General features: G+C 71.2%; 25 protein-coding genes. 15 read left to right on the forward strand and 10 right to left on the reverse strand.

Going from position 1 to position 22,681, the window contains the following annotated elements; translation table 11 throughout:
• Positions 1-6 precede the first annotated feature (6 nt).
• The gene (locus ACGFJ7_RS22455; protein WP_392643546.1) at positions 7-1,407 is read right to left on the reverse strand and encodes a gfo/Idh/MocA family oxidoreductase; all 1,401 of its coding nucleotides are present in this window, start codon (positions 1,405-1,407) and stop codon (positions 7-9) included.
• Between the two features lie 91 nt (positions 1,408-1,498).
• On the reverse strand, positions 1,499-2,533 hold the full coding sequence (locus ACGFJ7_RS22460; protein ID WP_392643548.1) for a LacI family DNA-binding transcriptional regulator: 1,035 nt from the start codon (positions 2,531-2,533) through the stop codon (positions 1,499-1,501).
• A 124-nt stretch (positions 2,534-2,657) separates the two neighbouring features.
• Between ACGFJ7_RS22460 and ACGFJ7_RS22465 the strand changes: the two genes are divergently transcribed.
• From ACGFJ7_RS22465 to ACGFJ7_RS22495, 7 genes are all read left to right on the forward strand, one after another.
• Positions 2,658-3,857 carry an amino acid ABC transporter substrate-binding protein gene (locus ACGFJ7_RS22465; RefSeq protein WP_360258849.1) on the forward strand — a complete coding sequence of 400 codons (1,200 nt, stop codon included), beginning with the start codon at positions 2,658-2,660 and terminating at the stop codon, positions 3,855-3,857.
• 5 nt (positions 3,858-3,862) lie between these two features.
• On the forward strand, positions 3,863-4,738 hold the full coding sequence (locus tag ACGFJ7_RS22470; protein WP_360258950.1) for a branched-chain amino acid ABC transporter permease: 876 nt from the start codon (positions 3,863-3,865) through the stop codon (positions 4,736-4,738).
• A gap of 10 nt (positions 4,739-4,748) precedes the next feature.
• On the forward strand, positions 4,749-5,747 hold the full coding sequence (locus ACGFJ7_RS22475) for a branched-chain amino acid ABC transporter permease (protein WP_392643550.1): 999 nt from the start codon (positions 4,749-4,751) through the stop codon (positions 5,745-5,747).
• Entirely contained in the window at positions 5,744-6,460 is a 717-nt protein-coding gene (locus ACGFJ7_RS22480) for an ABC transporter ATP-binding protein (protein WP_392643552.1), read from the forward strand. The genes ACGFJ7_RS22475 and ACGFJ7_RS22480 overlap by 4 nt, the downstream gene beginning before the upstream one ends.
• Positions 6,450-7,199: an ABC transporter ATP-binding protein gene (locus ACGFJ7_RS22485; RefSeq protein ID WP_360258840.1), complete on the forward strand. Its 750-nt coding sequence runs from the start codon at positions 6,450-6,452 to the stop codon at positions 7,197-7,199. Before ACGFJ7_RS22480 ends, ACGFJ7_RS22485 begins: the two co-directional genes overlap by 11 nt.
• A 133-nt stretch (positions 7,200-7,332) precedes the next feature.
• The gene (locus ACGFJ7_RS22490) at positions 7,333-8,157 is read left to right on the forward strand and encodes a LamG-like jellyroll fold domain-containing protein (protein ID WP_392643554.1); all 825 of its coding nucleotides are present in this window, start codon (positions 7,333-7,335) and stop codon (positions 8,155-8,157) included.
• A 3-nt stretch (positions 8,158-8,160) separates the two neighbouring features.
• The gene (locus tag ACGFJ7_RS22495) at positions 8,161-10,233 is read left to right on the forward strand and encodes a PQQ-dependent sugar dehydrogenase (RefSeq protein WP_360258834.1); all 2,073 of its coding nucleotides are present in this window, start codon (positions 8,161-8,163) and stop codon (positions 10,231-10,233) included.
• Between the two features lie 7 nt (positions 10,234-10,240).
• On the opposite strand, the gene ACGFJ7_RS22500 is transcribed toward ACGFJ7_RS22495, so the two are convergent.
• Complete coding sequence (locus ACGFJ7_RS22500; RefSeq protein ID WP_392643556.1) at positions 10,241-10,912, reverse strand: hypothetical protein; 672 nt, start codon at positions 10,910-10,912, stop codon at positions 10,241-10,243.
• A 102-nt stretch (positions 10,913-11,014) separates the two neighbouring features.
• Positions 11,015-11,368: a hypothetical protein gene (locus ACGFJ7_RS22505; RefSeq protein ID WP_392643558.1), complete on the reverse strand. Its 354-nt coding sequence runs from the start codon at positions 11,366-11,368 to the stop codon at positions 11,015-11,017.
• Positions 11,369-11,490: 122 nt separating this feature from the next.
• On the opposite strand from ACGFJ7_RS22505, the gene ACGFJ7_RS22510 reads away from it, so the two are divergent.
• From ACGFJ7_RS22510 to ACGFJ7_RS22520, 3 genes are all read left to right on the forward strand, one after another.
• Positions 11,491-12,375 (forward strand): DUF2199 domain-containing protein, encoded by an 885-nt coding sequence (locus ACGFJ7_RS22510; RefSeq protein WP_392643560.1) that lies wholly within the window; start codon positions 11,491-11,493, stop codon positions 12,373-12,375.
• 87 nt (positions 12,376-12,462) lie between these two features.
• Positions 12,463-13,089: an ATP-dependent Clp protease proteolytic subunit gene (locus ACGFJ7_RS22515; RefSeq protein ID WP_360258822.1), complete on the forward strand. Its 627-nt coding sequence runs from the start codon at positions 12,463-12,465 to the stop codon at positions 13,087-13,089.
• On the forward strand, positions 13,086-13,703 hold the full coding sequence (locus tag ACGFJ7_RS22520; RefSeq protein ID WP_360258819.1) for an ATP-dependent Clp protease proteolytic subunit: 618 nt from the start codon (positions 13,086-13,088) through the stop codon (positions 13,701-13,703). Before ACGFJ7_RS22515 ends, ACGFJ7_RS22520 begins: the two co-directional genes overlap by 4 nt.
• A 71-nt stretch (positions 13,704-13,774) precedes the next feature.
• Here the strand turns inward: ACGFJ7_RS22520 and ACGFJ7_RS22525 are convergent, their stop codons facing one another.
• The 5 genes from ACGFJ7_RS22525 to ACGFJ7_RS22545 form a co-directional block, all read right to left on the reverse strand.
• Positions 13,775-14,137 (reverse strand): helix-turn-helix domain-containing protein, encoded by a 363-nt coding sequence (locus tag ACGFJ7_RS22525; protein ID WP_392643562.1) that lies wholly within the window; start codon positions 14,135-14,137, stop codon positions 13,775-13,777.
• A gap of 41 nt (positions 14,138-14,178) precedes the next feature.
• On the reverse strand, positions 14,179-14,979 hold the full coding sequence (locus ACGFJ7_RS22530) for a carbon-nitrogen hydrolase family protein (RefSeq protein WP_392643564.1): 801 nt from the start codon (positions 14,977-14,979) through the stop codon (positions 14,179-14,181).
• 23 nt (positions 14,980-15,002) lie between these two features.
• A complete protein-coding gene (locus ACGFJ7_RS22535; protein WP_360258813.1) occupies positions 15,003-15,230 on the reverse strand; it encodes a zinc-ribbon domain-containing protein in 228 nt (75 codons plus the stop codon).
• Positions 15,231-15,253: 23 nt separating this feature from the next.
• Positions 15,254-16,711 carry a PepSY-associated TM helix domain-containing protein gene (locus ACGFJ7_RS22540; RefSeq protein WP_392643567.1) on the reverse strand — a complete coding sequence of 486 codons (1,458 nt, stop codon included), beginning with the start codon at positions 16,709-16,711 and terminating at the stop codon, positions 15,254-15,256.
• An 80-nt stretch (positions 16,712-16,791) separates the two neighbouring features.
• Positions 16,792-17,370 (reverse strand): sigma-70 family RNA polymerase sigma factor, encoded by a 579-nt coding sequence (locus tag ACGFJ7_RS22545; RefSeq protein ID WP_392643568.1) that lies wholly within the window; start codon positions 17,368-17,370, stop codon positions 16,792-16,794.
• A 119-nt stretch (positions 17,371-17,489) separates the two neighbouring features.
• Between ACGFJ7_RS22545 and ACGFJ7_RS22550 the strand changes: the two genes are divergently transcribed.
• Positions 17,490-17,849 carry a hypothetical protein gene (locus ACGFJ7_RS22550; RefSeq protein ID WP_360258804.1) on the forward strand — a complete coding sequence of 120 codons (360 nt, stop codon included), beginning with the start codon at positions 17,490-17,492 and terminating at the stop codon, positions 17,847-17,849.
• On the opposite strand, the gene ACGFJ7_RS22555 is transcribed toward ACGFJ7_RS22550, so the two are convergent.
• Entirely contained in the window at positions 17,818-18,363 is a 546-nt protein-coding gene (locus ACGFJ7_RS22555) for a hypothetical protein (protein ID WP_392643570.1), read from the reverse strand. The two genes, ACGFJ7_RS22550 and ACGFJ7_RS22555, sit on opposite strands and share 32 nt — an antisense overlap.
• A 121-nt stretch (positions 18,364-18,484) precedes the next feature.
• Here ACGFJ7_RS22555 and ACGFJ7_RS22560 point away from each other — a divergent pair, with 121 nt between their 5' ends.
• Genes ACGFJ7_RS22560 through ACGFJ7_RS22575 form a run of 4 tightly spaced genes read left to right on the forward strand, consistent with a single transcriptional unit; the run spans position 18,485 to position 22,666 of the window.
• On the forward strand, positions 18,485-20,461 hold the full coding sequence (locus tag ACGFJ7_RS22560) for a cytochrome c oxidase assembly protein (protein WP_392643571.1): 1,977 nt from the start codon (positions 18,485-18,487) through the stop codon (positions 20,459-20,461).
• Positions 20,462-20,493: 32 nt separating this feature from the next.
• Positions 20,494-21,000: a copper chaperone PCu(A)C gene (locus tag ACGFJ7_RS22565; RefSeq protein ID WP_360258795.1), complete on the forward strand. Its 507-nt coding sequence runs from the start codon at positions 20,494-20,496 to the stop codon at positions 20,998-21,000.
• On the forward strand, positions 20,997-22,136 hold the full coding sequence (locus ACGFJ7_RS22570; RefSeq protein WP_392643573.1) for a Dyp-type peroxidase: 1,140 nt from the start codon (positions 20,997-20,999) through the stop codon (positions 22,134-22,136). The genes ACGFJ7_RS22565 and ACGFJ7_RS22570 overlap by 4 nt, the downstream gene beginning before the upstream one ends.
• The gene (locus ACGFJ7_RS22575) at positions 22,133-22,666 is read left to right on the forward strand and encodes a copper resistance protein CopC (protein ID WP_392643575.1); all 534 of its coding nucleotides are present in this window, start codon (positions 22,133-22,135) and stop codon (positions 22,664-22,666) included. The genes ACGFJ7_RS22570 and ACGFJ7_RS22575 overlap by 4 nt, the downstream gene beginning before the upstream one ends.
• The last annotated feature ends 15 nt before the right edge of the window (positions 22,667-22,681 follow it).

The following is a 22,681-nucleotide window of genomic DNA, read 5'->3' on the forward strand; positions in this document are numbered from 1 at the left end:
TTCTCGTCAGGTCCAAGCCTCGGCCGCGGTGACCACCTCGCGCCCGGCGCCGGCGGCCTCCTCGACGGCCAGCGCCAAAGCCTGATCCTGAAGACCCTCGGCCAGCGGGTACGGGGGTGGGCCCTCACCCCGGACCCAGGCGGCCATCGCGTCCAGCAGGGTCGCGGTGGCGATCTCGTCGTCGTTGAAACGGTGACCGGGATAGGGGTTGCGGTAGAGAACCCGATCGCCGCAGAGAATCGTCTCGGTGTCGAAGCCGTTGAGGTCGAGATCGTGCCCGCTCTGGCGGCGGATCAGCGGGGTGCGGGCGATCGTGCGCGGCGCCGGCATGTGAACGATGTCGTCGTCGTGGAGCTCGCCGTGCGTGCCCCGGACCAGCAGCCGCCGGTGGCGCAGCAGATTGCGGGTCTGCCCGCTGGTGAAGTCGTAGACAGCGGAACGACCGTCGCCAAAGTCGACAGTGGCGATCGTGGTGGTGGCCGCCCTAGGCAGCGGATCATCAGTCCACCCGGACCGATCGAGCGGCGCGAGCAGAGGCGCGGTGGTACGCACGGCCCGCACGGTGGCCACCGCGCGTCCCACCCCCAGCATCCCGCGGATGAGGGAAATCGCATGGTGTTGCTGAGTGGAGGAGACGTGCACCTGCGTGGCGGCCCCGATGATGCCCGAACGCACCGCGGCAAGCCGAGCAGCATGCGACGGCATAAGAAGATATTGCTCGGCGACTTGCACCATCCCGGAGTCCCCGACTGCCGCCCACAGCGCCCGCAGCCCCGCCAAGCCGTATTCACCGCCCGCCGCCCCATTTTCGCCGCTCGCCGTCCCCGACGTCCGCAGACCCGGCGGGCCATTTTCGCCGCTCGCCGTCCCGGGTGCTCGCAGAGCCGGCAGGCCCGATTTGCCGCTCCCTGTTTCCGGCGCCCACAGACCGGACAGATCGGATTTGTCGCCCACTGTTTCCGGCTCTGGCGAGCCCGGCGAGCCGGATTCGCTAACCGTCGTCCACGGCTCTCGCCGACTCGTCAAGGCCGAAATATCGGAAAAGTCCTTCGGGGGGAGTCCTGCCGCCAGCGAATGCAGCGCAGTGGCCGAGGATGGCGTGGTGATCGAGGTTGGCGCGGTGAATTGGGGTGCGGGGTTGGCCGGTGGAGTTTCGGCCAGGACCGGGAGATTCAGCGCTATGGCTTCGAGGATGAAGGTGGGGTTCGCGGAAGGCGGGACCGCCGTGACCAGGAAGTCGGGATGGGTCTGGCGTACGCACTCCGCCAGCGACGTGAAGGTGGGCAGCGGCATCGGGCGGGATGTCCGCACGACCGCGCCTACGCATTCGAGGCCCGGCAATGCTTGCGCCAGCCGGTAGTAGGTGGCAGCCCGGAAGCCGAAGCCGGCCAGGACGAAGGAGGTCATAGGGCGGCATCCGGGTGAGGGGCCGTCCGGAAGGCCGGGATGGAGGAGCTCATAGGGTGAGGGGCCGCCTGGAAGGCCGGAGTTGGCGAGGTCATTGGGCGGCGGCCGGGCCGGTGGAGTCGCGGACTATCAGCTGGTGGCCGGTTCGGCGGCGGCGGGGGCGGGCCGCCCGTGGCTTGAGGGCCAGGTCCAGCGCCATTCGGCCCATGTCGGTCATGGGGAGGCGGATCGTGGTCAGGCTCGGGGCCAGGTCGGCCGCCACCGAGACGTCGTCGAAGCCGACCACCGACATGCGGGACGGGACCGGGATGTGGTGTTCCCGCAGGGAGGACAGCACGCCCATGGCCATCGCGTCGTTCAGGGCGATGATCGCCGTGGTCGACGGATGGTCGCGGAGGATCTGTTCGGTCGCCACCCGGCCGCCCTCGCGGATGAAGTCGGTGTGCAGTACCGGCATCGCCGCCGGGTCCAGGCCGTGTGCTCGCATCGCCGCCGCCACCCCGGCCATGCGGTCGGTGACCGTGGTCAGGGCGACCGTGCCGGCCACGACGGCGATGTGGCGGTGGCCCAGGCCGATCAGGTGCTCGCCCAGCGCGAACCCGCCCGCCTCGTTGTCCGGCAGCACCGCGTCGGCGCTCAGGCTGTGCCGGCCGATCACCGCCAGCCGGCCGCCGTCACGCTCGTAACCCTCCAGCACCGAGCGGGACTGCGACTCCACCTGGGGGTCGCTGTATCCGGAGCCGGCCACGATGATGATGCCGACCCGCTGGGCGATGAGGCTGCGGATCTGGCGCAGCTCGTGGGCGGGGTCGCGGCCGGAGTGGCAGATCTGCACGAGCAGGCTCTGTTCGCCGGCCAGCTGGATGACGCCGCCGGCGATCTCGGAGAAGTACGGGTCGTCGACCTGGTGGACGACCAGGCCGACGGTCGAGCTGGCGCCGCCGGCCAGGGTGCGCGCGTACGGATTGGCGACGTACCCCATCTCGAGTGACACCTGCCGGACCCGGTTGGCCACCTCCTCGCTGACGCCGTCGCGCCCGGACAGGGCGCGGGACGCGGTCGCGAGGGAGACGCCCGCTCGTTGCGCGACATCGATGAGGCGAAGCCCGGGGCCTGGTTTCGGCATCGTCAACTCCCCAGCTATTGCCAGTGATCTATGGCACAGGTTAGCGTACGTAAGCGCTTTCGGAAGCGCTTTCGTACTCGGTGCAGAGGAGCGTCCGAGGATGCCGATAAATTCTTTCCGCGCCATGACTACCGCAACCGCCGTGTTCGCCCTGGCCGTGGGAGCGGCCGGATGTTCCGGAGATGATCAAGGAAGCAAGGGCGGCAGCGATCCCATCGTCGTGGGTGTCTCCCTCCCGCTGACCGGCGACTTCTCCGAGCCCGGCAAGGGTGTGCAGGAGGGCTACGAGGCCTGGGCCAAGGTGGTCAACGACAAGGGTGGCCTGCTCGGCCGCCAGGTCGAGCTGAAGATCCTGGACGACCAGTCCAACGCCGACCGGGTCGTCGCCGACTACGAGCAGCTGATCGGCAAGGACCAGGTCGACCTGGTCGTGGGCCCGTTCTCCACCCGCCTGGTGGTGCCCTCGGCCCGCGTCGCCGAGGAGTACGACATGCTTTTCGTCGAGCCCGCCGGCGCCGCCAAGGAGGTCTTCGAGCAGGGCTTCAAAAACCTGTTCTACGCCGCCCCGGCCGTCGCCAACGACCACTACAACCACCTGGCCGAGCACATCCTGGCCCTGCCGCCCGACCAGCGTCCCAAGACAGCCGCCTACGCGGCCATGGACGACCCGTTCGCGCAGGGTACGGCGTACGGCCTCAAGGAAAAGCTCGAAGCCGGCGGCGTCAAGACCGTCGTGAACGAGGTCTACCCGCCGAACACCACCGACTTCAGCGGCATCGCGGCCAAGGTGGCGGCGGCCAAGGCCGACGTGCTCGTGGGCGGCTCGCAGTACCAGGACGGCGTCAACCTGATCGTCGCGCTGCAGCAGCTGGGCTATCAGCCCAAGCTGGCCGCGTTCTCGACGGCTCCGACGAACCCCGAGTTCGCCAAGGCGATCGGCAACAAGACCACCGGTATCCTGTCGCCGACCGGGTACAGCCAGGACGCCCCGTACGAAAGCAACAAGGAGTTCGTCGAGAAGTTCAAGGCGCAGTTCGGCAAGGCGCCCGAGGAGGATCAGGCCAACGGCTACACGACGGGCCAGGTCGTCGCGGCCGCGGTCACCGCCGCCGGCTGCGCCGAGCAGGGCGAGTGTCAGAAGAAGCTGGTCGACTGGCTGCACTCGAACAAGGTGGACACCGTCGTCGGCCCGCTGAGCTGGGACGCCACCGGCAAGCCGCAGGGCGCCCACATGATCCAGCAGTGGGTGGACGGCGACATCAAGATCGTCCTGCCCGCGGACGTCAAGGAGGCCGACTTCGTCTACCCGAAACCGGCCTGGTGACCACGATGCTCCTCTTCCAGAGCATCCTGCTCGGCCTGCTGCTCGGCGGCCTGTACGCCCTGCTCGCCTCCGGGCTGACGCTCTACTTCGGCATCATGCGGGTCGTGATGATCGCCCACTCGGCGTTCCTCATCCTGGCCGCCTATCTGGCCTGGTGGATGCACGACCGGGTCGGCATCGACCCGCTGCTGTCGATGGTGGTCACGGTTCCGCTGTTCTTCGCGGCCGGTGTCGGGCTGCAGCGCCTGCTGCTGACCCGGCTCCGGCCGGCCACCCTCACCATGATGTCGGTGCTGTTGACCTTCGCCATCGCGCTGACCGTCGAGGGCCTGCTCGGCTACGCCTTCACCGGCACGCAGCGCCGGATCCAGCTCGGCTACAGCTCGGCCAGTCTCGAGATCTTCGGGGCCCGGGTCGCGGTGGTCAAGCTGATCGCGTTCGTCCTGGCCGTCGTGGCGCTTTCCGGGCTGTACGTCCTGATGAAGCGCACCCGGTTCGGATGGGCGCTGCGGGCGACCATCCAGCATCGTGACGCGGCCCGGCTGCTGGGCATCGACACCGAGCGGGTGGCCGGCTACGGCTTCGGCATCGGCCTGGCCACCGCGGCGATCGGCGGCACGGCGCTGTCGCTCGACACCACCATCTACCCGTCGCTGCACTGGCACTGGATCGGCCCGCTGATGGCCATCATCGTGGTCGGCGGCCTGGGCAGCGTGCCCGGCGCGGCGGCCGCGGCGATGGTCCTCGGGATGGCGCAGAGCCTGCTGCAGATCCCGATGGGCACGACGTGGGCGCAGACCGTCTTCTACGTGGCCCTGTTCGCGACGCTCGCGTTCCGGCCGCAGGGATTCTTCGGAGGCCGCCTTGCCCAACGCTTCTAAGAAAATTGCCATGGGTACGGCGATAGCGCTGCTCGCCGCCGCGATCCTCGTGTTCCCGAGCGTCGCCCCCAACCCGTACATCCTGTCCTCGGGTGTCCTGGTCCTGAACTACGCGGTTCTGGCCACCTCGTGGAACTTCGTCGGCGGCTTCACCGGCTACATCTCGCTCGGGCACGGCGCCCTGGCCGGTCTCGGCGGGTACGCGACGGCGCTGCTGGTCGTCAAGGCCGGGCTGCCCTCGTTCGCCGCGCTGGCGGTGGCCGCCCTGCTCGTGGCGGCGCTGGCCGTGCCGCTGGGCATGGCCGCCCTGCGGGTCCGCGGCGCCTCGTTCGTCATCGTGTCGATCGCGCTCGTGCTCATCCTGCTGCTGGTCTTCCAGAGCTGGGCGTCGTTCACCGGCGGCTCGCGCGGTCTCGTCGTGCCACGGCCGTTCGACCTGAGCCGGCCGGAACACCACCGGGTCTTCTACTACCTGTTCGCCGGGCTGCTGGCGATCGCGGTGCTGGCCTGGTGGCTGATCGACCGGTCGCGCTTCGGGCTCCGGCTCAAGTCGATCCGCGAGGACGAGGACAAGGCCGAGGCACTGGGTACGCCGACCTTCGCGTACAAACTGATCGTCTTCGTCGTCTCGGCCGGATTCACCGCGCTCGCCGGTGGCCTGTACGCGCTGTGGTTCGGCGATCTCGACCCGGTGTTTCAGTTCTCCATCCTGACCGGCTCCTATCTCGTGCTGATGGCGCTGCTCGGCGGCGTACGCAACCTGTTCGGGCCGGTGGCCGGGGCGATCCTGGTCGGCACCGCTCTCGAATACTTCAAGGTCGAGTACGGCGACACGCCGCTGCACCTGGTCGCCACCGGCATGCTGCTGGGGCTGGTCGTGCTCTTCATGCCCGACGGCGTTCTCCCGGCCATCGGTGATCTCTTCAAGCGGTTCGGCCGTACGAGGAGTTCCTCCATCCGCGAGGTGACAGCAGCCGAACTGGCCGAGCAGCGAAAGGCGGCGGTATGAGTCTCGCGACGCACGAGCTGCGCAAGGCGTTCGGCGGCGTCACCGCGCTCGACGGCGCCACCGTGGAGTTCCACGAGGGCAAGGTCAACGCCCTGATCGGGCCCAACGGCTCGGGCAAGACGACCTACTTCAACTGCGTCACCGGCATGATCAAGCCGGACTCGGGGCGGGTCACCTACCGGGGCCGCGACCTGACCGGAAAGGCGCCGCACCGGATCGCCCGGGCCGGTCTCGGCCGTACCTTCCAGCTGTGCCGCACGTTCCCGCGGATGACCGCCTTGGAGAACGTGCTCGCGGCCGTCCCGCGCGGCGGCCTGCGAAGCGCCGGAAGCCGGGCCGACATCGAGAAGGCCATGAGCTGGCTGACCCGGCTCGGCATCGAGCATCTCGCGGGCAGCGAGGCCCGCGACATGTCCTGGGGCCAGCAGAAGCTTCTCGAACTGGCCGGGGTGCTGATGGCCGAGCCCGAGACGGTCCTGCTCGACGAGCCGGCCGGCGGGGTCAACCCGGCGCTGCTCGACCGGATCGGCACCCTGATCCGCCAGCTGAACGCCGAGGGGCGCACCTTCGTCATCGTCGAGCACAACATGGACCTGGTCATGAGCATCAGCGACCACATTGTGGTCTTCGACCGGGGCCGGCCCATCGCGGAGGGACCGCCCTCGGTCATCCGCTCCGATGAACGCGTGCTGGGGGCGTACCTTGGCGTCTGAATTCGAATTCGAACTGGTCGATGTCCAGGCCGGCTACGGCCGGGCGGCGCCGGTGCTGCGCGGCTTCAGCGTCGCGGTGCCCGCCGGATCGATCGTGTGCCTGGTCGGGCCGAACGGCGCCGGCAAGTCGACGGTGCTGAAGGTGGCCGGCGGTCTGCTCAAGCCCCGCGACGGCCGCGTGATCGTGGCCGGGAAGGACGTGACCGGCGCCGGGCCGCAGCAGATGCTCCGGCACGGAGTGTCGCTGGTCCTGCAGGGACACAGCGTGTTCCGCGAGATGACCGTCGAGGAGAACGTGCTGCTCGGCGCGTACACCCTGCGGGACGCGGGCAAGATCGCTGAACGCGCCGCCTTCGTCAAGGAGATCTTCCCGGTGGTGGCCGACCGCTGGGGATCGCTCGCCGGGCTGCTCTCCGGCGGGCAGCAGAAACAGGTGGAGTTCGCCCGGTCGCTGATGGTGGATCCGAAGGTCGTCCTGCTGGACGAGCCCTCGATGGGACTGGACCCCAAGGCGACCAGCACGGTGTTCGAACAGGTCGTGCGGATGCGCGACGCCGGAACGGCGGTGCTGCTGGTCGAGCAGAACGCCCGGCGCGCGCTGGAGACCGCCGACCTCGGGTGCGTGCTCGATCTCGGGCGCGTGCACATCTCCGGGCCTGCCCGGCAGCTTCTGGCCGATCCACAGCTCGGGGAGCTCTACCTCGGCGGCCGTCCCGCCGAGCCTGTGCCGGATATCTGAAAGGTCGTCCTCTGTGAGACGAACTGGAGGAATCGCTGTCGCTTTGGGAATGGCGCTAGTGGCAGCGGGATCACCTGTAAGCGCGGACGCACCGGGTCCGCATGACGTCCATCCGTCCCTACGCTCCTCAGTAGTGGCTCTCTACGATTTCGATCACCCGGTGCCTGGGGACGCGGCCCTCGAGAAAGATCAAGGCCGTTCCGGTACGGAGATCGAGCTGATCAACGGAGGCGCGGCGCAGCGCGTGCGTGACGCGGCCTACCGCGGCGCCGGCCGGGCGCTGCAGACCCGCCAGATAAGCCCGGCTTCATCGGGAAATGATGACTGGAAGGCCGGGATCTACGCGCAGCCCGGCGTGCGGACGCTGCGAGCCTTCAACGCGGTCGGTGGCACGACCGTCATGGGCTGGTTCAAGCGCTCCATGGACGGCCCGGCGCCGAACACGGTCACGGCCGATCCGGCCGATCTCTACAACGCGATCGGGCTGGCCGGGTTGCTCACCGGCGACTCCGACGGGCACGGCGTCCGGGCCCTGCTGGAACTGATCGACGTGAACGGCACCCTGCGGCTGGTCGCGCTCGGCCGGCGCCTCGACGGCGGCAACTCGCAGACCTTCGCCGCGAACGAGGACTGGAAGACGCTGCTGCCCAAGGACCAGTGGGTGCACCTCGCGGCCACCTTCGACTTCAACGCCGGGACGATGGCGCTGTATCGCGACGGCAAGCCGGTCGAGGGCTTCTACACCCGCACCGACGATCCGTGGCTGGTCGCCGGGCCGGGCCCGCACGTGACGACCGCGAGCGATCCGCGCGGCATCAAGATCGGCGGGAGCTTCCCGCAGAACACGGTCGAGCGCAACCCGTGCGACTGCCGGATGGACGCGCTCGCGTTCCTCGACCGGTCGCTGTCCGCGCGCGAGGTCGCCGCCCAGTACCGCTACTACTTCCGACGGGGCTGACTCATGAGACGTTTCCTTCTGGCGGGCATGCTCGCACTGTCCACATTGCTCGCGGCGCCCTCCGTGGCGCTGGCCGCTCCGGCCGGCGAGCCGATCGACGACCCGATCCCGGTCGAGCCGGTCACCTCGTCGCTCGGGCTCGAACTCACCGAGTACGCGTCGTTCCCGCAGTCGTTCACGGTGCCGCCGCTGACCGACCAGCGGCTCAACCGGGTCGCCCGGATCAACACGATCCTGGAGGTGCCGGACGGCTCCGGCCGCCGCGCCGTCCCCGACCTCAACGGCAACCTCTACCTGGTCGAGAACGGCGTGCCGCACGTCTACCTCGACGTGCGCGCCCAGTTCCCGTCGTTCTTCTCCGGGCGCGGGCTCGGGCAGGGCTTCGGGTACGTGACGTTCCACCCGGACTTCCGCCGCAACGGGCTGTTCTACACGATCCACACCGAGCAGGCCGCGCAGACCACCGCGGTGCCCGACTACCAGCAGCCCAACACGCTCTTCCACGGCGTCATCAACGAGTGGACGGCGACCGACCCGGCCGCCGGCACCTTCGCCGGCACCCACCGGGAGATCCTGCGCATCGGGTTCGCCGGCCAGATCCACGGCATCCAGGAGATCAACTTCAATCCGACCGCGCGCCGGGGCACGGCCGAGTACGGCAAGCTCTACCTCGCGGTCGGCGACGGCGGCCAGGGCTTCCGCAACACCGACCCGCAGAACCTCGCCCTGCCGCACGGCAAGCTGCTGCGGATCGACCCGAGCGGCACCAACGCCCCCAACGGCAAGTACGGCATTCCGGCCGACAACCCCTTCGTGGGGCGCGCGGGGGCGCTCGGGGAGATCTACGCGATCGGCTTCCGTGACCCGCACCGGTTCAGCTGGGACCGGGCCACCGGCCGGATGTACCTCGGGCACATCGGCGAGAAGTCGACCGAGGCGATCTACGAGGTGCGCGCGGGCGACAACATGGGCTGGAGCGAGCGCGAGGGCCGGCTGGTCTTCGACCGCGACGCCACGAACGTCTGCGACCGCCTCTACCCGCTGCCGGCCGACGACGCGAAGTACGGCTACACCTATCCGGTCGCCTCGTACGACCACAACCCGGCGCCCGGCTGGAACTGCACCGACGACGTCGGCGTGGCCGTCGCGGGCGGCTTCGTCTACCGCGGCACCGACATCCCGAAGCTGCGCGGCAAGTACGTCTTCGGCGACCTCGTCGCGGGCACGGTCTTCTACACCGAGGTGAGCGAGATGCGGCGCGGGCAGGCCCCGGCCACCATTCACCGGCTGCACCTGTTCACGCCCCAGGGCCAGTCCGTACGGATGCGGGACCTCTCCTCGCCGGGCGCGCCCGGCGACCCCAACCGCGTCGACCTGCGCTTCGGCACCGACGCCCGGGGTGAGCTCTACATCCTGGCCAAGGCCAACGGCAAGATCTGGAAGGTGACCGACGCCGCGTACTTCGCCGACGAGAAGGCCGGCCACACCCGGGTCACGAACACCGCGGCCGCGGGCAACTGGGCGCCGGTGACGCCGTCGAAGTGGAAGTTCGAGAACGGCCAGGTCATCCTGGCCGAGGCCGGCGAGGCCCGGCCCGGCCCGCGCCGCCCGTTCGAGTACGCGGTGCTCACCAAGGGTCCCGCGTTCTCCAGCGTCGAGGTGACGGCCCAGGTGCGCCTGGACGAACCGGTCGAGATAACGAACCGCGACGTCATCATCGTGTTCGGCTACAAGTCCGACACCGAGTTCTACTACGCCCACCTGTCGACCGACAACACGATCTACCCGCACAACGGCATCTTCAAGGTCGACAACGCCGACCGTGAACGCATCGACTACCAGTGGAACGGCCGCTCGCGGGGCGCCAACCCGGCCATCGTCGACACGGCCTGGCACAACGTCCGCCTCAAGCACGTACCGTCCACCGGCGAGATCGCCGTCTACGTGGACGGCGACTGCGACCCGCTGATGACCGCCCGCGACACCACGTTCGGCTCGGGCCGCGTCGGCTTCGGCTCCTTCGACAACATCGGCCGTACCCGCAACTTCACGGTGGTGGGCACGCCCGCCGCCTGACCGTTTCTCACATGATGCCGACGTGAGCCGGAAGGAACACCGGCGGGCCGGGGGAGACCTCGCCCGCCGGCGGCGGTTCGACGGCCACCGGCGTACCGAAATCGGAGAAGGTCATCTCCAGGAAATCCCCGGCCGTGGCCCGCGTGAACCGCCCGGCCTCGTCGAGGCTCAGGGTGAACGACTCGTCCCGCAGCCGGCCCGTGTACGTCCGGTCACCGGCCGCGGTGATCCCGGTGCCGGTCTCGGCCGCGGTGCGCGGCGCGTTCCACGGGAAGCCACCCTTGAACGAGGTCTGGTCCAGATAGTTCAGTGGCGCCTTGACCCACGTGTTGATCTGACTCTCGGGAACCGCGCCGAGCTCGTCCGGCTTGGTCACCTTGACCCAGACGTCATCGCGGACGCGCCGCAGCACCCAGCTGTCCCCGGTCGCCTCCCACGTGGTCCCGGCCGCGTCGACCACAGCGGTGTACTTCACCTCGTACGTGGGACTCCCGGTGAACCGATACCCGACCCGCACCGACTGCGTCCCGGCCTTCCCGCTGCCCACGGCAAGAGCCGCCTTCGGATCGGCCGGCAGCGAGACGCTGGGCGCCACCTCGGGCCGGGGCACCTCATCCTTCGGCGCCGCGCAGGCGGACAGCCCGAGCACCACCGCCAGACCAACAACCAAGTACCGCATAGCCCCGTGCTTTCTCCACGCTGACGACAAGCCGCAGAAGTCAACCACAGTCGATGAGGTCACCGCATCGGGGATAGCGCTTTCCGTCGGCGGCGGCGCTGCTCACCTCGTACGCGGAAGCCTCTTCCACGCCGCCCCACCGGCCGGGCCGGCCGTCGCGAACCTTCGCTCGACCCGCTGCCGGGCGTCGCCCAGGCTCTCGGCCGGCGTACCGGCGGCGGCCATGCACTTGGCGTAGGCCGCGCTCAGCCGGAGCGCGTGCTCGGCGCGAACGTCCGCCAGCGCCCAGTAGAAGCTCTCCACGAGGCGCCCCTGCCCGGCCGGGAGTGCGAGGGTGTCCAGCGGCGCCGCTTCCACGTCGCACTTGCCGGACTTGGTGATCAGGACGTTGCGCTCGGCGGCGGTCAGGTCGTCCAGGACACTTCGTCCCGCGGCTTTCCCGAGACGCCGAGCCACACCGAAGTCGGCCAGCGGTGTCGTTCTCCCCTCGCCGAGCCCGACATGGACAACGCGCCGGTCCCGGCGGCGTGGCGGCCGCCGGGCCGGGAGGTCTTCCGCGGGTACGTATCCTGACGTCCGTGCTTGATCATCTTGCTGGGTGTTCGTGTTGTGGGGCGCCGCTCGACGCGCTTGATCTCGATGTGCGGTCGGGGGTGCCGGACGCACTGCTCGACCTGTCGGCGGAGCAGCAGGCGAAGGTCTGGGGCAACAGCGACCTTCAGCGGCTCGAGGGGGTGGGCGGCTTCGTGCGCTGTCTCATGCCCGTCCGCCTGACCGGCGGCGGCAGCGTGACCTACTCGGTGTGGCTGAAGGTCGACGACGACCAGCTGCGCCACGCGAACGCCGTGTGGAGCGCACCGGCGTACGCCGATCTGGTCCTGAACGGCACGGTGGCCAACGCCGTCCGGCCGTGGCCGGAGATGCTGGGGGAGGCGGCGCGGGCCGAGGTCCGCGACGAGGGCACGTTGCCGTACCTGGCCGGGGCCGGCGGCACTCTGCTGTCGCGGGTCCTCACCGAACAGTGGGACCGCGACGACGTGCTCAGCCGGATCGGGCACGCGCTGCCGGCGCCGGTCCGGCAGGCCGTCACCGGCGAATGGTCGATCGAGCGCAGCGCCGGGCTCAAGCCGCGGGTCGCGGACGGCGTCCTGATGTTCGCCGGGCCCGGCCGGACCGTGCACGTGGAGGTGTTCGACCTGCGCGACGGCACGACCCCGGAGGCGGCCATCGCGCGGTTCACGAAGGGTGCGCCGGAGCCCGCGGGTGAGGTCTCGGAGCGGGACGGCGACGTGGCCCGGTACGCCTTCTGGCTGACGGCGGCGGTGCGGGGGCGGGAGCAGTTCGAGTTGTACGGCTACGCGGCCACCGCCTCCAGCGTCGCCGCCGTCACCTGCATGTACGACGACGCGGCCGATCTCGGCTGGGCGCAGGAGGTCTGGCGGTCGCTGCGGCGCCACGGCTGATTCGTCTGCTAACGGCAGATCGGCTTGGTGCGCCGGGCCGGCGGCTCCCATGGTGGAACCAGCGACGACGAGAGCTGGGAGAAGAACATGAGAGCCGACGCCGGGGTGGCGCCGTGGACCGCGGGGTCCATCGACGATCAGGTGGCCGCGAGGCTGCTGCATCAGCGCATCATCGTGCTGGGGTCCGAGGTCGACGACCAGATCGCCAACCGCCTGTGCGGGCAGCTGCTGCTGTTGTCCGCCGAGGATCCGCGAAGCGTCATCAGTCTGTACATCAACTCGCCGGGTGGGTCGGTCAGCGCGGGGCTGGCCATCTTCGACACCATGCGGCTCATCCCGAACGACGTCAGCACCCTGGCGCTGGGGCTGGCCGGCAGCATGGGGCAGTTCCTGCTGACCGCGGGTACGCCGGGCAAGCGGTTCGCCCTGCCGCACGCGCAGGTGCTGATGCATCAGGGGTCGGCCGGGTTCGGTGGCACGGCGGCCGACGTCGAGATCTACGCCGAGCAGCTGGAGCGGGTCGGCACGACGCTGCTGCGGCTCACGGCCGAGCACACCGGGCAGCCGATCGAGACGGTCGAGCGGGACAGCCGTCGCGACCGCTGGTTCACCGCCCAGGAGGCGCTCGAGTACGGGCTCATCGACCACATTCTGGACAGCGTCGACGACGTACGGCCGGCCCTGTCCCGTCAGCCGATGGGGTTGAGCGCATGAGCCAGTACACGATTCCCACGGTCGTCGAGAAGACCCCGAACGGCGAGCGGGCGTACGACATCTACTCGCGCCTGCTGTCGGACCGGATCATCTTCCTGGGCACCGAGATCGACGACGGCGTGGCCAACGTGGTGATCGCCCAGCTGATCCACCTGGAGTCGGCCGGCGAGCAGGAGATCGGCCTCTACATCAACTCGCCGGGTGGCTCGTTCAGCGCCCTGACCGCGATTTACGACACCATGCATTTCGTACGGTGTGACATCGCCACCATCTGCGTCGGCCAGGCCGCCTCGGCCGCGGCGGCGCTGCTGGCGGCGGGCACGCCCGGGCGGCGCTCGGTCCTGCCGCACGCCAAGGTGACCCTGCACCAGCCGTCGAGCCAGGCCCGGGGCACCCTGCCCGACCTGGCGGTGGAGGCCAAGGAGGTGGCCCGGGTGCGAGCCGAGATGGACGCGATCCTGGGGCGGCACACCGGCCATTCCGTCGAGAAGATCCGAGCCGACACCGACCGCAGCATGACGCTGTCCGCCGCCGGCGCGGTCGCCTACGGCCTGGCCGACCGAGTGATCACCAGCCGCCCCGAGCGCGCGTACCGGTTGTCAGCGGCCAGCTGACCGCCGCCCGCCGGGCCGAAGCGGGCGCGTCCACGCGCGCCGGCCACGACGCGCTGGAGGCAGCCAGCTGATCAGGCCGCGAGGAGCATGACGTCGCCGGAGCGGTGTGGTGGCGCTGTGGGCCGGCGCACCGGGCGCAGGACGGGGGCGACCGGTGCGACCGGGCGCAGGCGGAGGACCGGGGCGCGGTGCTCGGCGAGCTCGCGTCCCACCTCGGCCAGCAGGTCGGACAGCTCGATCCGGAGCGCGTCGCAGACGGCGGCCAGGATCTCGGAGCTGGGCTCCTTGCGGCCGCGCTCCACCTCGGACAGGTACTGCACCGAGACGGCGGCGTCGCGGGCCACCTCGGCCAGCGTCCGCTCCTGGTCCAGCCGGTGGCGGCGCAACACCCGGCCGACCAGGGTGCGCAGCAGGGGACGCGACCTGTCCGTCATGCCGTCACCGTACCCAGCGCCGGCGGTCCGGGGATACCGGTTCAGCCCGGAGCGTAGAGGCCGCGGTGGTAGGTCAGCGACACCACGTCCTGGCGGCGCTGACCGAGGTACCAGTCGGCGGTGCGGGACAGGTCGATCGTCTGCCGGAGCAGGCCGGGCCGGCCGGCGGGGAGTTCGGCGAGCACTTCGCCGCGAGGGGACACCACCATGCTCGGGCAGTGCTGGGCCGGGCCGGGGATGTTGGCCGAGACGAGGTGGCGCTGGTTCTCGGCGGCCCGGCTCACCAGGTGGCTGCGCCAGACCCCGTCGGGTTCCCGGGGGTTCGCGGCGTTGGTGAGGTAGACGAACAGCTGGGCGCCGGCGGCGGCGAGGTGTTGCCACTGCTCGGGGAACCGGATTTCCCGGCACAGCTGTACTCCGGCGGTGACCGTGCCGTGCGGCTGCGGAATCCCGTACGTCGGCAGGTCGTCGCCGGCCCGCAGCGGGCCACGTTCGTTCATGGCCAGGTTGATCTTCCGGTAGACCGCGGGAGCGCCGCCGTCCCCCGAGAAGAACAGCCCGGCGTTGTACCAGTCGCCGCCGGCCGGCAGCAGCGCGCCGCAGAAGACGGACACCCGCTTCTCCGCGGCCAGCCGCGCCACGTGGGTCACGGCGCCGGTCACGGCCGCCGGGTCCAGCGTGTCCAGCGGCGTCAGATCCTCGCCGTAGCCGGACAGCAGCCCCTCGGGGAAGACGACCACGTCGCCGGGCTGTGTCTCGCCCAGGACGTCCCGCACAGTGGCCAGGTTGGCCTCGACGTCCCAGACGGCCGGCACCTGCGCCACCACGATCGACATCAGCATGGCGACGATCGTGCATCAGGGGTTCAAGCCGCGACCAGCTCCTCGCGGGCGGCGCCGCGGAACCGGCCGCAGTTGGTGCAGGCCACGAAGTGGCGGGCCGGGCGGACCGGGAACAGCGGGACGAAGAAGAGGCTGAACTTCGACGTACGCCGGATCAGGGTCTGCGCCGCCGTGGCGCCGCAGACCTCACACCGGCCGAGCCGCGACCCGAGGATGGTGTCCTTGCTACGAATTCCGAAGATGAACAGCACACCATCAACAGTACGGGTGAGAGTCAGCCACCGCCCGCCGACGACGTCGCCGGGGTCTCGGCGCCCGCGGGGGCCGGGGAGACCGGTACCGGTGGCGTCTTGCCGCGGCGGCTCCGCAGGGCGCCGACGGCGACGTCGACGAGCAGGAACGCGGCCAGGGGGATGCCGAACAGCGGCACCACCCAGCCCAGGGCGATGACCACCGGCACGCCCACGACGATGCCCCACGAGGGGATCCGCTGCCACGCTCCGCGGGCGGCCGGCGGCGCGCCCACGGGCGCGCGGCGGTCGGCCCGGGTGGGGCGGCGCTGCCACCACATGCGGTAGCCCCAGACGATCACGCAGAGCAGGCCGATCGCGAGGGCGGCCAGCAGGATCTGGTTGGGCAGCCCGAACAGCAGTCCCATGTGGGCGTTCACGCCCCATGAGGTCAGCTTGGCCAACAGCGGCCAGTCGGCGAAGTCCACCCGGTCGGTCACCTCGCCCGTGGCGGCGTCCACGGCGACGCTGTCCGCGCGGACCGGCCACCGGCTGTCGTCCTGGCTCACCTGCCAGGCCGCGGCGCCGTCGGCCGGCACGATCACCTCGACCGGTCCGTCCAGGCCGTTGTCGCGGGCGGTCGTCAGCACCCGGTCGATCGCGTCCGGGTCGGCCGTCGACGGGCCGGAGGCGCCGCCGCTGCTGTGGTGGCCGCCGGAGGCCGCGGGCGCGGCGCCGGTGAGGTCGGTGCTCACCGAGGGACGGCTGCCGTTCATCGCGTCCAGGGCCTCGCCGAAGTTGCCGCCGGCGTAGCGCGACCAGGTCAGGCCCGTGACCGAGAGGAGCAGCAGGCCGATCGAGAGCCACACCCCGGTGGCCGCGTGCCAGCCTCGGGTCCGGCGCACGCCCTTGCTCGCCGACAGGTCAGGGGCCAGGAGCTTGCGGGCCGTACGGTGACCGCGCTGCCGCCGCCACCACAGCAGCAGGCCGCCGAGCACGATGACGGCCAGCCAGCTCGCCGCCAGCTCCGAGTAGTGCCGGCCGGCCACCCCGAGGTGCAGGTTGCGGTGCATGTCGTCGAGCCACGTCCGGGTCGGCGTGTAGGAGAACCACGTCGTCAGCTGCCCGGTGACCTCGCCGGTGTACGGGTTCACGTACGCGGTCCGCGCGTGCTCCTCGTCCAGTGTGGGCAGCGCGAAGTCGACCTGCGTGGTGGCCGTGCCCTCGCCCGGGCGCAGCGAGATGAGCGTGCCGTCCGGCACCGCCGCCCGGGCCGCCGCGATCTGCTCGGCCATCGGCTTGGTGGCGCCGCCCGGGTCGTCGGCGACCAGCTCGTCCGCGTAGACGACGCGGTCGATCTGGGGTGAGAAGACGTACGCGAGACCGGTCAGCGCGGCGACCAGGAGGAAGGGCGCGACGAGGATGCCGGCGTAGAAGTGCAGGCGCAGCAGCAGCGGACCGAACGATGAGGCGGGGCGTGAAGGCGGCGCGGCGGTGGACATCTGTTCTCCGTCACAGTCGTCGGGGTGGCACTCGCAGCGTTGGTCGCCGCCCACCGCCGATTGGTTCCCGCCGATCCTTCTCAGCCCGCGGCCACGCTCCGGCCGGGGCCGAGGTCCCGCATCGCGGTGACCAGATCCTCGCGGGCCCGGGCCACCCGGGAGCGGATCGTGCCGACCGGGCAGCCGCAGACCTCCGCCGCTTCCGCGTACGACAGCCCGGCGATCTGCGTCATCAGGAACGCGTCGCGGCGGTCGCCGTCGAGCCCGCGCAGGAGGTCGGTCAGCGCGTGATGCTCCTCGAACCGGGACCGGCCGTGCGGGTCGGCGATCTCGGCGTGGCTCTGCCAGTCCGGCAGGGCCGCCGCCCGGGGCCGCCGGGTCGCGTACCGGACCTGGTCGGCCGCAACCCGCCGGGCGATCGCGAACAGCCACGTGCGTACCGACGAACGACCGGCGAAGCCGGGCAACGCCCGTACGGCCCGCAAGTAGGTCTCCTGGGTCAGGTCCTCCACCTCGCCCGGGGAGGCCAGCGGATGGAGGAAACGCATCACGTCGCCCTGGGTCGCGCGGATCAGGTCGGTCAGCGCCGACCGGTCGCCACGCGCGGCGTCGCGGGCGAGCCGGGTCAGCGCGTTCGCGTGCTCCTCGGAGGGGGTCACACCGATGAAGTCGCTCCGGGTGCGGGAAAAGTTCCCGGGTCGCCCGCACGGATGACTCCGGGAACCGCCGGCGCCCGCGGGGCGACCAATGGCCGGTCCACGCCGATGAGGAGATCGACTTGCTGCCCGACCTTTCCGAGTACCGATTGCACCGCACCGTCGCCGACGCGCCCTTCGAGGGTGTGCCGGTGCCGGGCCTGTCCGCCGAGTTCTACCGGCGCGCCGACGGTGAGCGGGTGGCGACCGTCGGCCGCTACACGTTCGGCGGCCGGGATCTGCTGATGGCCTGGGGGTACGTGGACGAGGAGCACTGCCGGCACTCGGCCGTGCACGACAGCGAGTCCGGCGGCTGGCATCGGGCGACCGACGGATGCCCCGTCGTGCGGGTCGAACGAGCCGGCGACGAGGTGGTCGGCCTGGCCGTGCGCACGCCGGCCGGGGAGTGGCTCACCGCAGGCGCAGCGGCACCTCGAAGCTAGCGGCGCCGGTCTCGAGGTCGGCCCGAACGGTGAGGGTGGCGCTGTCGCCGGTCAGCGGCGCGGTGGCGATGGCCAGGCGGTCGCCCAGCGGCTGCACGGCGACGGGCACGCGGCGGCCGGCGGCGTCGGTCGCGGTGACCGACCACCGGCGTACGGCCTCGGTCCCCTCGTCGACGCAGAGGTGGAACAGCGTGGCCGTCTCGGGCCGCACGCGCAGGGTCTTCTCGCCGTCCGAGGCGACCAGCGACTTGCGGGCCGGGCAGGGGCTCGCGTCGGCGGCGTGCGCCATGGGGACGCCGGCGAAGAGCACCACGGCGGCGGCGATCCAGGCGATCACCGCGAGCGTCATGCCGATGATCACGCCGCGCAGCGACCGGGCTCGGTCACCGCCCCGGCGCCGGGCGTCGACGGTCAGCCCGTGTCCGCGATGCCGCAGCACCACCGGCGACCGGCCGCCGCTCGCACGGCGCAGGCAGGCCCGGCCGGTGCCGGTCTTCGAAGCCTCGTCAGCCATGCCTCACCGCTCTCCTTCGACGACCCCGAACTGTAGACGAGGTCGTCCAGACCGCCGCCGAAGTTCCCGGGAACCGAAAGACCGCCGACCACGACAATCTTGTGTGCGTACGGATGTTCGGGTGGTTCCGCTGATTCTCGGGCCGGCCCTGTTTGTGCTGGTAGGCGCCCTGCTGTTCGGTGGGGCGGTGGACGATTCGGTACTGGTGGGCATTCCCCGCCCGGGTCCGTTCACCGAGTGGGCCCTGCCGGTGGTCACCTTCACGGCGGACGTCCTCGGCGTCCTGGTGGCCGGAATCACTGTCACCGCGGCGTTCCTGCTGCCCGGCGACGGCCCCAGCGTGGCCGCGCACGGCTGGCTGCTGCTGCGGCGGGCCGCCGGGCTCGCCCTCGGCTGGGCGGCCGCCTCGCTCGCCCTGGTCGTGCTGACCGTGTCGGACGTGCTGGCGGTTCCGGTGGGCCGGCTCAGCGCGCACGCCGTCGCCAGCTTCGCCTTCTCGATCGGCCAGGGCCAGGCGCTGCTGCTGCAGGCGGCGCTGGCGCTGGCCGTCGTGGTGCTGAGCCGGGCCGGGGTGTCCCGCGGGCTCGCCTTCACGACAGCGGTGGTGGCCTCGATCGCGCTGCTGCCGCCGGCGTTCACCGGGCACGCCGCCTCGGCCGGCAACCACCAGATCGCGGTGACCAGCCTGGCCTTGCACGTGCTGGCGGCCTCGCTGTGGATCGGCGGTCTCGTGGGGCTGCTGGTGGTCCGCCGGGTCCGCCGCTTCGCCGAGACCGCGTCGAGGTACAGCCGGCTCGCTCTCGCCTGCTTCGTGGCGACGGGCGTCAGCGGCGTGGCGAACGCGGCCGTGCGCCTCGGCGGCCTGTCGCCGCTGTGGACCACCCGGTACGGCGTCCTCGTGCTGCTGAAGGTCCTGGCCCTGGTCGTGGTGGGCCTGATCGGCGCGCGGCACCGTGTCCGGACGCTGCCGGCGCTGGCCGACGGGAAGCCGGGCGCGTTCCCGCGGCTGGCGGTGGGGGAGCTGGCCGTGCTCGGTGCGGCGGTGGGCCTGGCCGTGGCGCTGTCGCGGTCACCGGCGCCCGAGGCCGTGGTGGAGCCGGATCCGCTGGTCGAGCTGCTGGGCTTCGGGATGCCGGCGCCGGCGACCGCGCTGCGGATGCTCGGCAACCCGCTGCCGGACATGTTCTTCCTGACGATCGCGGTCGCCGGGGTCTTCTTCTACCTGGCCGGGGTGCTGCGGCTGCGCCGAGCCGGGCACGCGTGGCCGGTCAGCCGCACGGCGAGCTGGACCGGCGGCATGGTGGTGCTGGCGGCGATCACCGGCCTCGGGGTCGTCCGGTACTCGTACGTCCTGTTCAGCGTGCACATGGTCCAGCACATGGTGCTCTCGATGGTGGTGCCGATCCTGCTGGTCGGCGGCGCGCCGGTCACGCTGGCCCTGCGCGCGCTGCGCAAGCCGTCCGATCCGCAGGTCCGCGGCGCGCGGGAGTGGCTGCTGATCGCGCTGCACAGCCGGTACACGCGCCTTCTCACTCACCCGGTCGTGGCGCTGGCGATCTACGTCGCGAGCCTGTACGGGCTGTACTTCAGCGGGCTGCTGGGCACCCTGATGCGCTACCACCTGGGTCACCTGGCCATGCTGGCCCACTTCGTGCTGGCCGGCTATCTGCTGTTCTGGGTGCTGATCGGTGTCGACCCGGGACGCCGGCGCGTGCACCCGGCGCTGCTCACGCTGGTGCATTTCCTGGCGATGGTGTCGCACGCGTTCTTCGGTTTCGTGCTGCTGCAGGCGACGACCGTCATCGGCCTGGACTGGTACAGCGCCGTCCACCCGTCCTGGGCCTCGTCGTTGCTGGCCGACCAGCGGCTCGGCGCCGGGCTGGCCTGGGCGTTCGGTGAGCTGCCGGCCGCCGTCATCATGCTGCTGCTGGTCCGGCAGTGGATCCGTAGCGACGAGCGGGAGCAGGTTCGCCTGGACCGGGCGGCCGACCGGGCCGACGCCTCGGGCGAACAGGACGACCTGGCCCGCTACAACGCTTTCCTGGCCGCCGCGTCGGCCAAGGACGGCGGGAACTTTCGCGGCTCGGCGTCCGACTAAGTCCGCAAAGCCCCTCAAACAGGAAGATAACGATGTATACCATCGCTCGTCGGTCGTTCGCTCTCGCTCTCGTCGTCGCCGCTCTGGCCGGTTGCGGTTCCCAGTCCGCCGCCAAGTCCACTGAGGAGGGCTCCCTCACGGTCCGGGACCCCTGGGTGAAGGCCGTGGACAAGGGCATGACCGCCGCCTTCGGCACCCTGGTGAACGGCACCGGCAAGGACGTGACGGTGGTCAAGGCGGCCACCTCCGTCTCGCCGATGGAGCTGCACGAGATGGCCATGCAGGACGGGAAGATGGTGATGCGGCCCAAGGAGGGCGGCTTCGTCATCAAGGCCGGCGGCACCCACGAGCTCTCGCCCGGCGGCGACCACCTGATGATCATGGACCCGTCGGCGCCGATCAAGCCCGGCGACGAGCTCCGGTTCACCCTCACCCTCGGCGACGGCGGCACGGTCCAGTTCAGCGCGGTGGCCAAGCCGTTCACCGGCGCGGGGGAGAGCTACGCCCCCAGCGCCGCGCCGTCGATGGCGGGCATGTGAGGCTCCGCCGCCGCTACCTGCTCGCCGGCGGCGCGCTGGCCGGGGCCGGCGCCGCCGCGGGCTTCCTCGCGACCCGGGAGGAAGCGTCAGCGGTCGCGGCTTCGGACGTCGTTGCCTTCCACGGCGTACGCCAGGCCGGCGTGACCACCGAGCCGCCGGCGCACGCCTCGTTCGTCGCCCTCACCCTGCCCGCCGGCACCGACCGGCGGGCGCTGGGCCGGATGATGCGGCTGCTCTCGGACGACGCCCGCCGGCTCACCGCGGGGGAGCCGGCCCTGGGCGACACCGACGCCCAGCTGGCCGTGCTGCCGGCCCGGCTGACCGTCACGTTCGGCTTCGGGCCGGGCCTGTACCGGGCGGCCGGGCTGCCGTCGCCGGTCAAGGATCTGCCGGCGTTCCCGATCGACCGGCTGGAGGCGCGGTGGTCGGGCGGGGACCTGCTGCTGCAGATCTGCGCCGACGACCCGCTCACCGTCGCGCACGCCCAGCGCATGCTCGTCAAGGACGCCCGGCCGTTCGGGGCGGTCCGGTGGGCGCAGATCGGCTTCCGGCGCGCGTACGGCGTGCAGCAACCGGGCTTCACCCAGCGCAACGTGCTCGGCCAGCTGGACGGCACGGCCAACCCGGCCGGGGCCGCGAGGGACACGGCGGTGTGGCGGCCGGACGGCAGCACCACGCTGGTCGTGCGCCGGATCCGGGCCGAGATCGAGAAGTGGGATCTGCTCAGCGTCGGCGACAAGGAGAACGCGGTCGGCCGCCGGATGGTCAGCGGGGCGCCGTTCACCGGGACGAGGGAACACGACGAGCCCGACTTCGCCGCGCTCGACACCACCGGCCTGCCCGTCATGCCGGACTTCGCCCACGTGACCCGGGCCCACGTCACCGACCCGGCGCTGAAGATCCTGCGCCGGCCGTACAACTACGACGCCGCCCCGAACGCGGCCGGGCACCCCGACAGCGGGCTGATCTTCGCCTCGTACCAGGGCGACATCGAGCGGCAGTACGTGCCCATCCAGCAGCGCCTGGCCGAGAAGGACCTGCTCAACGAATGGATCACCCCGATCGGCTCGGCGGTCTTCGCCGTGCCACCCGGCTGCGCCGAGGACGGCTGGATCGGCGAGGAAGTGCTCACATGACGTACCTCGGAAAGGTTCTGCTCGGGCTCGCGGCGCTGGTGGCGGTACTGCTGCCCGGCACGCCAGCGTGGGCGCACACCCAGCTGGTCGCCACGAGCCCGGCCAGGGAGGCCGTGCTGGCGAAGGCCCCCGAGGCGATCACCCTGGAGTTCAGCCAGCGCCTCAACCCGTCGTTCACCACTATCGCCCTCAGCGACGCGGCCCGCCGCCAGATCGCCGCCTCCATCCCCGCCGTCGACACGGCGAAGGGCACGATCGTCCCGCGCGAGCCGTTGGGCAACGGCACCTACACGGTCGCCTACCGGGTGGTGTCGGTCGACGGTCACACGGTCCAGGGCTCGTACGTCTTCACCGTCGACGACCCCGCGCTGCCCCCGGCGGCGGCCACCACCGCCACCCCGCCGGCCGGCTCCGGAGGCGGCGTTCCCGCCGGCGTCCTGATCGGTCTCGCCGCCTTGGGCGTGGCCCTCGCCGGCACCGCTACCTGGTTCTTCGTCGCCGGTAAGCACCGGTCGGCGGCCCGTGCCTGACCGCGGCTACCGTGT

Origin of the sequence: Actinoplanes sp. NPDC048988, from assembly GCF_043197815.1 — a bacterium.
GTDB lineage: Bacteria > Actinomycetota > Actinomycetes > Mycobacteriales > Micromonosporaceae > Actinoplanes.